Source organism: Arthrobacter sp. NPDC080073 (assembly GCF_040686575.1).
GTDB lineage: Bacteria > Actinomycetota > Actinomycetes > Actinomycetales > Micrococcaceae > Arthrobacter.
In genome coordinates this window covers 147,337-159,570 of sequence record NZ_JBFBKR010000008.1, presented here as the reverse complement: position 1 = coordinate 159,570, position 12,234 = coordinate 147,337, and the positions used below count along the sequence as shown (strand labels likewise).

The following is a 12,234-nucleotide window of genomic DNA, read 5'->3' as shown; positions in this document are numbered from 1 at the left end:
TTGGGAGATGTAACGCCCTTGGTTTTAGACGATCCGGCCTGCCGGCAGCTTTTCCCCGGCCTCGACCGCCACGTCGATCGAATTTCCCGCCACGGGCATCGGGCAAGTGCCGTACGGAGTGAAGGCGCTGGGGTAGTTGATGGCGCGGTTGAAGTCGAGCACCACCGAGCCATCGGGCCGGGGACGTGAGACGGCCAGCTTGCGCCATTCGTCCGTGGTGTTGCCGTTCGTTTCGTCGTGGAAAGTGACGGTGAGGGCTCCGAGCTTCTCTGCCTCGGCATGAAGGCGGACTTCGTGGGGAAGGCCCGGCGCCCGGAAAACCACCTCGCCTACGGATCGGTGCACCCCGTCCACCAAAGGGTTGGCTGTTCCGATCGGAACATCCACCGGTTCGGGGTATTCCTCGAAGCGGCCTTCAAGCACCCATTCCGGGTTGTATTCGTAGGTCGGAACGGCGTCGAACTCCGTGAGCACCGGCGAGGAGTTGTCCCGGGTGCGGATGGCGTACTTGTCCGCGCGCATGGCCAGCTCGACCACCACCTCTGTGCCGTCCGCTCCGCCGAACTGCACCCACATGAGCGACTCCTCATCCTGGAGCGTGGCCGAAATCGTGCCGTCCACGGGAGCTCCCGTCTCCACAAGCGTGAGCCCGTCGGCCGCGCTCGCGGTGAGTGTCGCCGTCGTGCCGTCCGTTGACCAGAGCCCCGGGACGAGCTCGACGGCGGCGGGTGCCGATTCGAGCCACTGGAAGGACGTAAGGGTGAGCCAGCCGTGGTCCGCTGCGAGGGCGGCGTTGCGGCCGTTGCGGAAACGCTGCCAACGTTCCAGCTGGGCGTTGCTTGCGGGGGCTGTTGCGCTCATGGTTCCTCCAGCGGCTTGGGCGGTGTTCGTTGGCTTAACCATGCACCTCTCGCCGCCATTCCCGTAACCCAACTGACTCGCATTAGTTGTCGTTTTGAGGGCTCATAACGACAACAACTGCGAGCCAGTTGGGCGGCCAACGCGGACGCAGCGACAACATCTGAGACGGATTGCCACCCCCTCTGGAGCTGCGGGTAAGATTCCCTAGGAATATTAGTAAGCCGGCTCACAGTATCCAGCGCAGTGTACGGGCCACACCCAACCCCAGAAGGTATTTTCATGGTTGACACTGCACATCTCAGCACGGACCTCGCCGCGGAACTGCGGGCCGATGTCCGCCGGGTCTCCACGCTTCTCGGAGAGTCGTTGGTCCGCCAGCACGGCCCCGAGTTGCTTCGGCTCGTCGAGCAGGTGCGCCTGCTCACCAAGGAATCCAAGGAAGCCGCCCGCGGCGGCGCCGACGCCACGGGTCCGTGGAGCGCGCACGACGTCGTCGCCCAGGTCCGGGAGTTGCTCGCCTCATTGCCCCTTGAGGAAGCCACTGAGCTGGTCCGCGCCTTCGCCTTCTATTTCCACCTCGCCAACGCCGCCGAGCAAGTGCACCGCGTCCGCGGACTGCGCACCCGCCAGGAAAAGGACGGTTGGCTGGCCAAAGCCGTGGCCGAGATCGCCGACGAGGCCGGAACACAGGCCCTGCAGGACGTCGTCAATGAGCTGGATGTCCGTCCTATTTTCACCGCGCACCCTACCGAAGCCTCCCGCCGTTCGGTGCTCGACAAGATCCGCAAGCTTTCGGATGTCCTGGCAGAATCCACGGTTGAGGGCACGGCAGCCCGTCGTCGACAAGACCGCCAGCTCGCCGAGATCATCGATCAGATGTGGCAGACCGACGAACTGCGCCAAGTCCGCCCCACTCCCGTGGACGAGGCCCGCAACGCCATCTACTACCTGAGCAGCATCCTGACCGATGCCATGCCGGAAATGCTCACGGACCTCTCTGAACTGCTGGGCGAGCACGGCGTGGTGCTGCCGGCGCACAACGCCCCCATCCGCTTCGGTTCATGGATCGGCGGAGACCGGGACGGCAACCCGAACGTCACCGCTTCCGTCACGCGCGAGGTCCTGCAGTTGCAGAACCAGCACGCCGTGCGGATCAGCATTTCGATGATCGACGAACTGATCTCCATCCTCTCCAACTCGACCGCACTGGTGAACGCGGAAGAGGACCTCCTTGACTCGATCGCCGTCGACCTCAAGAACCTGCCCGGCTTGGACAAGCGCATCCTGGAGCTGAACGCGCAGGAGCCCTACCGCCTCAAACTGACGTGCATCAAGGCCAAGCTCATCAACACCGGCCGCCGCGTGTCCGCATCCAGCCACCATGAACCCGGCCGTGACTACGCCTCCACCTCGGAACTCCTCGCAGAGCTCGAACTGTTGGAAACCTCGCTGCGGAAGCACTCCGCCGTGCTCGTGGCCGACGGCGCCCTGGCCCGGGTCCGCCGCGCGATCGCCTCCTTCGGGCTGCACCTGGCGACCCTGGACATCCGCGAACACGCTGATTACCACCACGACGCCGTCGGGCAGCTGATGGACCGGATCGGCGACGGAACTCCCTACGGAGAGTTGAGCCGCGCCGAGCGCTTCGAGCGGCTGAGCGCTGAGCTGGCTTCGCGCCGCCCGCTGTCCGGCCACCCCATCAAGCTCGACGGCGACGGCGACCGCACCTACGACGTCTTCCGCAGCATCCGGCACGCCCTCCAGACGTACGGACCGGACGTCGTCGAAACCTACATCATCTCCATGACGCGCGGCGCGGACGATGTCCTGGCCGCCGCGGTGTTGGCCCGCGAAGCCGGACTGATCGACCTGTTCGGCGCGGCTCCGTATGCCAAGATCGGCTTCGCTCCGCTCCTGGAAACCGTCGAGGAACTGCGCGCTTCGGCCGAAATCGTGGACCTCCTGCTCTCCGACCCGTCCTATCGTTCGCTGGTACGGCTGCGGGGGGATGTCCAGGAGATCATGCTGGGATACTCGGACTCCAACAAGGAATCCGGCGTCATAACCAGCCAGTGGGAGATCCACAAGACCCAGCGCAAGCTGCGCGACGTCGCCGCCAAGCACGGCGTGAACGTCCGCTTGTTCCATGGCCGCGGCGGCTCGGTGGGCCGTGGAGGCGGACCGACCTACGACGCCATCATGGCCCAGCCGAACGGCGTGCTGGAAGGCGCCATCAAGTTCACCGAGCAAGGCGAAGTCATCTCGGACAAGTACTCGCTGCCCGAGCTCGCCCGCGAAAACCTGGAGCTCTCCCTGGCCGCCGTGATGCAGGGTTCCGCACTGCACCGCACCCCGCGCACATCCGATGACGAGCGCGAACGCTACGGCCACGTCATGGAAATCATTTCCGACGCCGCGTTTGCCCGGTACCGCTCGCTGATCGACGATCCGGACCTCCCCGCGTACTTCCTGGCCTCGACCCCGGTAGAGCAGCTCGGATCCCTGAACATCGGTTCGCGCCCCTCCAAGCGCCCCGATTCCGGAGCCGGACTGGGCGGTCTTCGTGCCATCCCGTGGGTGTTCGGCTGGACCCAGTCCCGGCAGATCGTTCCGGGTTGGTTCGGCGTGGGCTCAGGCTTGAAGGCCGCCCGCGAGGCCGGCAACACGGCCGAGCTTGCGGAGATGATGAAGCGCTGGCACTTCTTCCAGTCCGTGATTTCCAACGTCGAGATGACCCTCGCCAAGACGGACATGGACATCGCCGGGCACTACGTGTCTTCGCTCGTTCCGGAAGAGCTGCACCACTTGTTCAAGGCGATCCGCACTGAGTACGACCTCACAGTTGCCGAAGTGGAACTCCTGAGCGGGGAAACCGAACTCCTGGAAGCGCAGCCGACGCTCAAGCGATCGCTCGAAATCCGCGACCAATACCTCGACCCCATTAGCTACCTGCAAGTGGAACTCTTGCGTCGCGTCCGCGAAGCCTCCATTTCCGGCGCCGAGATCGACGAACGCCTCCAAAGGGCCATGCTCATCACCGTCAATGGCGTGGCCGCCGGCCTCCGCAACACCGGATAGCCAGTTCCTTCCCTTCCGACGCTCGCTCACTTATGTGGGTGTTTTTGGAAACGCTCGCTCACATACGTCGGTGTTCGCCGGAAACGCTCGCTCACATCATGTCCGTAGTCCACCACGATCGCCATGCGGGGCACGCCGTCGTCGGAATACGAGAGGGTGTTGACTGAGACGCCATAGAGGTGCGAGAGCTCGACGTCGGTCAGCAGCTCGGCAGCGGGGCCAGCGCGCGCGCCGGTTCGGGCCAAGAGGACCACCTGGCTGGCAAGGTGCATCGCGTGGTCCGGATGATGCGTGCTCAGGAGCAACGCCATGCCGTCCGCCATGAGTTCGCGCAGCAGTGTCAAGACACTCACTTGGTTCTTCAGGTCGAGTCCTGTGACCGGCTCGTCGAGGACCAGGAGGGGTGAACCCGCGGCGATGGCCCGGGCGATCAGGACCAACTGCTGTTCACCGCCGCTCAAGGTGGGGAAGAGTCGGTCCCGGAGCTCGGCGGCGCCCACCCGGTCCATTGCTTCCAGGGCTGCGGCGCGATCGGCATTGCCCGGAGTGCGGAAGACTCCCACATGCCTCGCCCGCCCCATCAACACCATGTCCATGGCGCGGTAGGCGAAGGCGCTCCCATGTGCCTGGGGCACGAAACCCGCGCTCTGCTCCCGGAGAACCACACCTTCCACGGGCGTCAGCAGCCCGGCAGCGCACCGGACCAAGCTGGTTTTGCCACTTCCGTTGGGCCCCAACACCGCGGTTGCCGCGCCCGGGGAGACCCTGAAACTCACGTTCCGAAAGACCCAGTTCCGCGGGGTGTAGCCAAAGCCCACCTGCTCCAGCTCAAGCACTCTCCCAGATCCTCTCCCGGTTGTGGCGAAGGAGCAGGAAGAACACGGGGGCACCGATCAGCGCCGTGAGGACGCCCAGCGGTATTTCGCCGGCTGTCGCCGTGCGGGCAACGGTGTCCACCAAGACGATGTAGGCGGCGCCGAGCAGGAAGGACACGGGAAGCAGTACCCGGTGGTCGGGCCCGACCCACATGCGGGCAAGGTGCGGGATCACGAGCCCCACCCAGCTCACCGCCCCACTGACGGCCACGGCTCCGGCCACGATCAGGGCCACCGCAAGCAGCACCACCCAGCGCAGCGGCCGCGGCCGCACGCCCAGGGCCGCGGCGTCGTCATCGCCCAGAGAAAGCACATTGATTCGCCAGCGCAGGGCCAGGAGTACGACGGCGCCACCCAGGATGGGGATCACGGCCACCAACACTTTGGTGAAGGTGGCTGTGGCGACGCTGCCGAGAAGCCAGAACACGATGGCGGGCAGGGTGGTGTTCGGATCCGCGACATACGTCACCAACGCGACGAGGGCCGAGAAAAACGATCCGGTGACCACGCCGCCCAGCACGACCATCAGCATCGGTGTCCCGCCGCGGCCCGAGGTGATCAGGAACAAGGTTGCGAGGGCGATCAGGCCGAACGCAAAAGAGCCAGTGACCAGGAGCGCTGACTCCAGGCCCAGGAACAAGGCCAGCGCGCCACCGAACGAGGCCCCGGCTGAGACGCCGATGATTTCCGGACTGACCAGCGGATTGCGGAAAACGGCCTGCAGGGCTGCTCCGCCGAGCGCCAGCCCGCCGCCTACCAATGCGGCAAGCAGGATCCGGGGCATCCGGACCAGCAACACGATGTTCTGCTCCGTGCCGCTCGCTTCGTTGGGAACCGGGGCGAGCCGGGAGGCCAGGATCTCGACGACGTGCCCGAGCGGAACGCTGTAGCGGCCCACGGCGAGCGCCAGCAGCGCTGCCGCGACAAGGAACAGCGCCGCCAGACCGATGGGCACGACGACGGTGGGTTCGCGCCGCTGGTCGCGCGGTGCCAGCCTGGTTCCTTCCCGTGTGAGAGGAGTACGCCGGCGCGCGGTACCTGGACCGGCGCGGTTCAGGCCGCGTTGCTTGGGTTCGTGGCGGCGGCGCAGGCGGGGAGGGCTGGTTTCATCAAGCATTGAATTGCTGGTAGTTGGCGGAGGCACTGTTGGTGGAAGTCCAGAGCATCTTGTTCAGTTCCTCGGCCGTGGGCTCGTGGTTGTAGAGGAATCGGAAGTAGTCGCCGACCTTGCTCCGGAGCGGAGATTTGTCCTGGGGGAAGGCGATATCGGCGAGCCAATGCCACATAAGCGGCGACTCCTGCCCGGGGGGATCCCAGCGGTACCCGCCAAGGGGCACTTTGTAGACGCGGCGCGAGCGCACGGCGGAAACGTTCTGCCATACGGGGTCAGAATAGATGTCTTTGGGCATCGCATTGTCGAAGTTGCCGAGCAGAATGACCTCAGGATCCCACTTGAGCACTTGTTCCACGTCCAGGCCGATCATCCCTGATCCCGGCAACGGGTCCTTTCCCGTGGCAGGGTTGGTGGCCCCGATGAGCTTGATGTAGAAGTCGTTGTAACTGTTGGCGCCGGCAACCTTGAGGCCGCCCGTGAACCTGTTGAAGTACAGGACGCTCGGGCCTTTGCCGGTGCGTGCAGCCGCCTGCGACTTGATGGCGTCCAGTTCCTGGTCGCTCCGTGCCTTGATCTGGACGGCACGCTCGGGTTTTCCCAGTATTGCCGCAAACATCGTGATCCAGGCGTCGACGTCCTGCTGGGTTCCTGTGTTTTTCAGGCCAATGACGGTGAGCCCGGCTTTCTCAAGCGGCTCGACGAGCTGCGCATCCGACCACTGGATCACGACGTCGGGATTCAGGGCGCGCACGCTCTCCACGTTCGGTGTGAAATCCTGGGCCGCGATGTCGTGCGGAATGCCCAGGACGTGGGGAAACATGGTCCCCATGACGCCGTCGCGCATGGCCACCCACGAAACGTTGTGCATCGCGGCCAAGTGATCCGAGCTTTGGTCGACTGCGACAAGCAGCGACGCCGCCGGCATCGGGATCGTGACCACCCGCGTGACGGGACGGGCAAAAGTCGCAGTCTTGCCGCGCTGGTCGGTCACGCTGATGGCAGACGCGGAAGACACTGTGGAAGCGGTCGACGGCGGTGCGGAGCCGGCTGGGCCGGCGCATCCGGCAAGGAACGCGGCCGAGCCGCCAGCCACCAGGACCTGGAGGGCAGTGCGGCGGTCTAGCTCCGAGGTTCCCATGGTCTGACCCCTCTGTGCGTCGGTCTTCACAGCATCCGCTCGTAGGGTTTGGGTGTCAACGATTTCGCGGCTGCGAAGGACCGCGAATCCCTTGTTCCGGGTCTGCGCCGGTGCTACTTTCGAAAGACCCTTGAAGAAGGTGGCCACGCGATGATCGTCGATGGTGCGCAGTTGTTCGTCCGCTACGCTTATCCGCCGAATGCCCGGGGCAGCTGCGGGCCTCCGGACAGCGATGCCTTGCTTCACTATGGCCAATCCGGCGTCACCGATCAGGGCCTGCGGCAACTCGCCAAGGGCTTCGCGGGGGCGTGGCCGTACCTTGAACTCATTGCGGGTTCCACCGGGATAGCCGATCCGCTCGATGCCCGCGTAGTGGAGGCCTATTGGGTGGGCAACCGACTGTTGGATTCCGTCGGAATCAAGAACATCGGGAACTCGATGGAAGATCGATTCCGGGCTCGTACTGGCTGGCAATTCCCGCACTTGGTTGAAGGCGTCCTGGCAGGCGGAGTGCCGCACCACAGCTTTCACGTCTTTGAAATCTATCCTTGGCTGGGCTTGCTCCGAGACGAACGGCGGTATGCAACCGCTTTGAACGTGCTTGACCGCTGCCGGATCCGGTGGGGCGAGGTCTTGGCCATCACTGGCGACGAAGCCGTGGTCAGTTCGAGGCCGCTCGTGTGGGACGGAGTGGCGTTGCGCGTTGGTGAACCTGTCGTGGAGTCCGCGAAGTTTGCCGTGAACGGAATGGGGTTCATCTCCGGACTGAGCGTTGGCGACACCGTCTCGCTGCACTGGGATTGGGTGTGTGACCGGATCACTCCGCATCAGCTCCAGCAGCTGAAGCATTTCACGGCCCGCCATCTCCAGATCGCCAACACCGGCGTTGAACACCGTGGCGCCGCGATCGCTCTGGAGCACTAGCTGTTGGACGGAGCGGGTCTGGAATCGAGGTGGCAACTCCTTATGGTGAATGGGGGCCTGCGTCGCTTTCGGGGTCTTCCGTGGGATTCACCCCGCTCGAACTGCGGGGAGTCGATGTTCCAGTCGGGCGCTCGGCCGGCGTGTCATCAGTTCCTTTATTCTCGCGCCCGGCCTCCGTTCCCCCTTGCTTGATCACGTCCTCGCCGCGCCGAGTGGTGCTCACGCCAACATCGTCCGGCGCCATAGCCGCATCGTCGGGGGTTTCGTCCGAACCTGGCTGTGCCGGCTCCTCAAGTGGTGGCTCGCTGCCGAAAGCGCGGGCCGTACCCGGGGCTGTCCTTTCGACGGGTTCTTCGGCATTGGAATCGTTTGTACGTGCCATGATTTTCTCCTTGTTATCAGTCGGGTGGGTCGTGCCGCCATGGCCGTTCCTGGCCGGCTTCCGCTTGAGGCTCCCGTGGCTGGCCCATCAACTCCAGGCCGCTGAGGGCCCGTTCCGCGCCTGCGGCATCCACGCGCTCCAAGGCGAATCCCATGTGGATGAGGACCCAAGTCCCGGGTTCAAGCGGGCCCTCGTCCAGGAGCCCGATGTTGATTTTCCGTTGCACACCAGCCACGTCCACCAGGGCGAGCTGGTTGCCGTAGCCCTCAAGAAGCTCGATGACCTGGCCGGGTATTCCAAGGCACATGGGTACTCCCTTAAGCGGTTAGGGATGGATTGGCGGGCGTGTGGCGGGCGAGGAGGGAAACGACGGCGGAAACGGCCTCTGGCACGGCCTCCGACACCAGGTCCGACAATCCGATCCCCTCGCTCACGTCTTCCGGTACGCAGCCCACGACGTAGGTGGTGGGCAATTCGCCGCCGAGCGTGCGAAGCCGGCCCAGCACGGCTGCGGGGTTCATGCCGTGCGGGTCCAAAGCCGCGCGACCATCAAGGTCTTCAGGACGGATTCTCATCACACGGATGCTGCCCGCCCCGGAGCCTGCCTGCTCCCCACCTTCTCCGGGGGGCGCAGGCTCAGCAGGTACTGCGTCCACCAGGACCAGGACATCCACATCGTCGAGCAAGTCGTAGGCCAAATGCATCCCGCGAATGCCGTAGTCCACCACACGGACATCGGACGTCAAGAGCCTGGGCTCGGATGCCAGCCGCTGTGCCACCTCGGGCCCGAAGCCGTCGTCGTGCAGGAAGATATTGCCCACGCCCGCCACCAGGACCCGGGCTGCCGCCTGCGGTACAGGCGCGGCCGACGCTTCAGCAGGTAGCGAGGTCACATCCGGCGCACCTTCATGTAGCGCTGGATATCCGGGATTGAACGAAGTCCGACGTACACGGCGCCAAGACCCACAGCGGCCAGCAGCCAGACGGTGGCCATTCCAATAACCCTCATCACGGGCCTTCCTTTCCCTCCTGCGTTTCGGGATAGCTGCCGGACGGCAGCGGTCCAAGCGGTTCAAGCTCGTCGGGGGCGTAGTAGAAGGACCTCCCGTAGCCTTCGTGGAGGTCTGCGGCGGGATCCTGCTCGAGGACCAAACCGACGTGTGTGCTGCCGTCGACGTCGAAATGCACGCTGGTGACCCTGCCGGTTTGCCCGGCGAAGAACAGGTCCTGCGCATCGGCCCGCCTCCGGGGGTTGACCCTCACCCGGCTGCCCCGTGCCACCGGAACACCATTGATGACGACGGCGTCTACTTCCGGCTTGACTCTCGCTTCCGCCTCGGGCTCCCACCATGGGAGGTCGGCGGCGTCGGGAGCAAGGGAACCATCGGCAGTCTTGGCCTCCGGCCAATCGATCAACGGCTCGCCAAAGGACAGCTCCGCGAGCGCCGGTTCGGCCAGGGAATGCGGATTGCGCAGGATTCCGTGGAGCTGCTGCAGTTCTTCAGGGGACATCGCTTCACAGCGGTCGATGATGGCCGCCGCGCGCGGGTCCGTGGCCCTGGCCTCGGCCTTCTCTTCATCCGTGAGCGTCAACACGCGAAGCGTCAGGATTTCGTCGATCTCGGTGGAATCGTACAAAGGGACTGAACTTTCCGGGGCCACCGCGGGGTGGTCGTAGAGAATAATCGGCGAGACCAGCAGTACATCGCATTGCCCTTCCGGGCCCGCAAGCACGGGCCAGCAACGATGCTGGGCACACGATTGCGCAGCCGGGAGCGCCTCCTCCGGGGGCTCAAGCAACGAAACGAAATCGGCATCATGCGCGCTCAGCAGCAGGTGGGTTCCGATGAACGAGTTGGCGATGGCATCCTGCTTGCTGATCGGCTCCGGCAATGCGGCGGCATTGTTCATCGCGGTCACCCGCAAACGCACGAGTCCGTTCCCGAGCTCGGTGGCCTCCAACCGGATTTCGCCGTGGAGCGCACGACGGCGGCGCACCAGCCGGCCGGCCGGCGGCACCGCGCCCGTGGTCCCCTGGTCGACGCTGCCCGCGCTCCCCAATCCGGAAGCGCCCAAATCCTCGACGTCGGTGCCCTCTGCGATCTCGACGGGAAGAACCAAGGGCCCTCCCGTCAGCTCGGCCACGGAAAACGGCCCGAGCGCAACCTCCTGCTCAACTGCCTCGTCCCAACTCAGCCAACGTTTGGCCCCGATGGTGAGCTCATCGACGGGACTGAACCCTCCGCCGTCGTCCGCTTTTTCCGCCGTGCGGGTCTGCAGTTGAAGGAATCGGAGGTGGGCCTCCACTTCGGCGAGCGGGCCCGGGCTGAGGAGGCAGTCGGCGAACATTTCAGGTTCTTCACCCGTGCCGGCCAGCGCGGCCCCCGGCGGCCCAAGGATACCGAACTGCCAGCGGGACTGGTTCTTCTGTGAGGATGCGCGGTAGGGGTACAGCAAGTAGCCCTCGTAGAGGACAGCGTCCGCGACGGCGCGCGCAAGGCTCAAGCTCATGTTCATGGCAGGGGCTCTCCCGCCACGGCCGCCCTGCCGGAAAGCAACTCCTCCACCGTGGCGTCCCACGAGGTCAGACCCCGCGCCGATCTGTACTGCGACAGGGCCGCCAAAACCTCCCGGTCTAGGCGGATCCACCCGGTGTTGGGGAAATATAGGTCCATCAACTTCCGCCACGCCGCGACAGGCAAACGGTAGGACGCCTCAAGGTCCCACGGCACCTGTTCCACGCCGAATCCCGTGCTGCCCTTGGTGAACACGGTGCCGGAGAACAGGAATTCGAGCGGGATCTCGCCGTCGCGCAGGGCGTGGAGGTACTTGGAGGCGGCCACATCGAAGTCAAAGGTGCACGGGAGCGGGAGGTCGACGTCGGCGCCACCGTTGAATCCCTGCACCATGGTGCTGCACTGCAACCACAGGAAAGACTTCAGGGTGGTGGGCCACCGGCCGCGCTCGCCGAACAGGTCAAGCAGGCCGGGTTCCTCCTCCGGCGCGTAGCCGCGGCGCTGGGGGAGGATGCGCACTTGGCAGCGCAGGGCGATGGCATGTACCTCGGCCCCCGTGGATTCTGTCACCCGCAACCGGGCCGTCAACTGCGGAGAGGCGGCGTAGGGCTCGGGCTGGAGGTCCAGCACGGTGAAGGCGAGCACTGTCATTGCCGGCCTCCCGGTGCGGACACACGGCCGCCGTCGCGGCCCCGGTTGTCCTCGTGAAGGGGCTTGCTTCGCGAGCCGAGCCGCTCGAAGAACCCGGCGAGCTGCTCGCGGGCCTCTTGTCCGCCGTCGAACCCTCGCCAGACGCGCCGGAGGTGCCCGACCAATTCGTAGCATGCGTCCACAGGGACCAGATGGCAGTCAGCCTGCGGACGATCGGTACCGGGGCCACGGATCAGGAGGGCCTCGGTGTCCGGAGCAGCCGCGGAAAGCGCAGGATTGCGGGCCAGCACCGCGTCCCAGGCGTCGAGGGGAAGCTCGGATTCCGTAGCGCCCGCGGGACCGGGATAGAAGGCGACCGTCCGGTCAAGCTTGGAACTCCGGAAGAAGAAAGCCAAGCCCACAGGAATCTCCAGCTCGTCCCACTGGCCTGGACCCAGCTCGAAGTCAGGGAAGGAGACATACCTGTCCGGAACGGAGCGGTATCGCAAGTGGGCCGTGCTGTCGGTGAAGAGAAGATAACAGGGGCGGCAGGTGCACATCATGGCATGGCTCTCAATGTCCACCACATGCTGATGCTCGTCCGCTATGGGCTCCCCGCACATCTCGCAGCGCTCGCCGACGACAGGAGCTGGCCTGGCGGAGGCGATCTTCCGTAGCAAGGCAACCGGCAAGCCGTTCGCGCTCGTTCCGGCCAT

At 65.2% G+C, this 12,234-nt stretch carries 13 protein-coding genes; 2 read left to right on the top strand and 11 right to left on the bottom strand.

The features are described from left to right. Positions 1-24 precede the first annotated feature (24 nt). A complete protein-coding gene (locus tag AB0O52_RS11790) occupies positions 25-861 on the bottom strand; it encodes a DUF1684 domain-containing protein (RefSeq protein WP_364537735.1) in 837 nt (278 codons plus the stop codon). A gap of 279 nt (positions 862-1,140) precedes the next feature. On the opposite strand from AB0O52_RS11790, the gene ppc reads away from it, so the two are divergent. Further along, entirely contained in the window at positions 1,141-3,939 is a 2,799-nt protein-coding gene (gene ppc, locus AB0O52_RS11785) for a phosphoenolpyruvate carboxylase (protein WP_364537733.1), read from the top strand. A 26-nt stretch (positions 3,940-3,965) separates the two neighbouring features. On the opposite strand, the gene AB0O52_RS11780 is transcribed toward ppc, so the two are convergent. The 3 genes from AB0O52_RS11780 to AB0O52_RS11770 are packed head-to-tail and all read right to left on the bottom strand — an operon-like array spanning position 3,966 to position 7,213. After that, positions 3,966-4,775 carry an ABC transporter ATP-binding protein gene (locus AB0O52_RS11780; protein ID WP_364537731.1) on the bottom strand — a complete coding sequence of 270 codons (810 nt, stop codon included), beginning with the start codon at positions 4,773-4,775 and terminating at the stop codon, positions 3,966-3,968. Further along, complete coding sequence (locus tag AB0O52_RS11775) at positions 4,768-5,931, bottom strand: iron ABC transporter permease (protein WP_364537729.1); 1,164 nt, start codon at positions 5,929-5,931, stop codon at positions 4,768-4,770. The genes AB0O52_RS11780 and AB0O52_RS11775 overlap by 8 nt, the downstream gene beginning before the upstream one ends. Further along, positions 5,924-7,213, bottom strand: a complete 1,290-nt coding sequence (locus AB0O52_RS11770; protein WP_364537727.1) for an ABC transporter substrate-binding protein — start codon at positions 7,211-7,213, stop codon at positions 5,924-5,926. The genes AB0O52_RS11775 and AB0O52_RS11770 overlap by 8 nt, the downstream gene beginning before the upstream one ends. Before the next feature lie 3 nt (positions 7,214-7,216). Between AB0O52_RS11770 and AB0O52_RS11765 the strand changes: the two genes are divergently transcribed. Beyond that, entirely contained in the window at positions 7,217-7,990 is a 774-nt protein-coding gene (locus AB0O52_RS11765) for a DUF6390 family protein (protein WP_364537725.1), read from the top strand. A gap of 40 nt (positions 7,991-8,030) precedes the next feature. Here AB0O52_RS11765 and AB0O52_RS11760 read toward each other — a convergent pair whose 3' ends face one another. From AB0O52_RS11760 to AB0O52_RS11730, 7 genes are read right to left on the bottom strand one after another with little or no spacing between them, the layout of a single operon-like run. Then, positions 8,031-8,372: a hypothetical protein gene (locus AB0O52_RS11760; protein ID WP_364537723.1), complete on the bottom strand. Its 342-nt coding sequence runs from the start codon at positions 8,370-8,372 to the stop codon at positions 8,031-8,033. Between the two features lie 16 nt (positions 8,373-8,388). After that, positions 8,389-8,679: a HypC/HybG/HupF family hydrogenase formation chaperone gene (locus AB0O52_RS11755; protein WP_364537721.1), complete on the bottom strand. Its 291-nt coding sequence runs from the start codon at positions 8,677-8,679 to the stop codon at positions 8,389-8,391. Positions 8,680-8,689: 10 nt separating this feature from the next. Next, positions 8,690-9,265 carry a hydrogenase maturation protease gene (locus AB0O52_RS11750; RefSeq protein ID WP_364537719.1) on the bottom strand — a complete coding sequence of 192 codons (576 nt, stop codon included), beginning with the start codon at positions 9,263-9,265 and terminating at the stop codon, positions 8,690-8,692. Continuing rightward, positions 9,262-9,384: a hypothetical protein gene (locus AB0O52_RS11745; protein WP_269317249.1), complete on the bottom strand. Its 123-nt coding sequence runs from the start codon at positions 9,382-9,384 to the stop codon at positions 9,262-9,264. The genes AB0O52_RS11750 and AB0O52_RS11745 overlap by 4 nt, the downstream gene beginning before the upstream one ends. Beyond that, complete coding sequence (locus AB0O52_RS11740; protein WP_364537717.1) at positions 9,381-10,889, bottom strand: hypothetical protein; 1,509 nt, start codon at positions 10,887-10,889, stop codon at positions 9,381-9,383. The genes AB0O52_RS11745 and AB0O52_RS11740 overlap by 4 nt, the downstream gene beginning before the upstream one ends. Next, on the bottom strand, positions 10,886-11,539 hold the full coding sequence (locus AB0O52_RS11735; protein ID WP_364537715.1) for a DUF6084 family protein: 654 nt from the start codon (positions 11,537-11,539) through the stop codon (positions 10,886-10,888). Before AB0O52_RS11735 ends, AB0O52_RS11740 begins: the two co-directional genes overlap by 4 nt. Then, positions 11,536-12,234 carry a DUF5947 family protein gene (locus tag AB0O52_RS11730; RefSeq protein WP_364537713.1) on the bottom strand — a complete coding sequence of 233 codons (699 nt, stop codon included), beginning with the start codon at positions 12,232-12,234 and terminating at the stop codon, positions 11,536-11,538. The genes AB0O52_RS11735 and AB0O52_RS11730 overlap by 4 nt, the downstream gene beginning before the upstream one ends.

What these genes read in the sequence shown, in the direction of transcription:
- AB0O52_RS11740 (WP_364537717.1), bottom strand. Translation starts at nt 10,889, where the DNA reads ATGAACATGAGCTTGAGCCTTGCGCGCGCCGTCGCGGACGCTGTCCTC.
- AB0O52_RS11755 (WP_364537721.1), bottom strand. Translation starts at nt 8,679, where the DNA reads ATGTGCCTTGGAATACCCGGCCAGGTCATCGAGCTTCTTGAGGGCTAC.
- ppc (WP_364537733.1), top strand. Translation starts at nt 1,141, where the DNA reads ATGGTTGACACTGCACATCTCAGCACGGACCTCGCCGCGGAACTGCGG.
- AB0O52_RS11760 (WP_364537723.1), bottom strand. Translation starts at nt 8,372, where the DNA reads ATGGCACGTACAAACGATTCCAATGCCGAAGAACCCGTCGAAAGGACA.
- AB0O52_RS11735 (WP_364537715.1), bottom strand. Translation starts at nt 11,539, where the DNA reads ATGACAGTGCTCGCCTTCACCGTGCTGGACCTCCAGCCCGAGCCCTAC.
- AB0O52_RS11730 (WP_364537713.1), bottom strand. Translation starts at nt 12,234, where the DNA reads ATGGCCGGAACGAGCGCGAACGGCTTGCCGGTTGCCTTGCTACGGAAG.
- AB0O52_RS11765 (WP_364537725.1), top strand. Translation starts at nt 7,217, where the DNA reads ATGATCGTCGATGGTGCGCAGTTGTTCGTCCGCTACGCTTATCCGCCG.
- AB0O52_RS11775 (WP_364537729.1), bottom strand. Translation starts at nt 5,931, where the DNA reads ATGCTTGATGAAACCAGCCCTCCCCGCCTGCGCCGCCGCCACGAACCC.
- AB0O52_RS11790 (WP_364537735.1), bottom strand. Translation starts at nt 861, where the DNA reads ATGAGCGCAACAGCCCCCGCAAGCAACGCCCAGCTGGAACGTTGGCAG.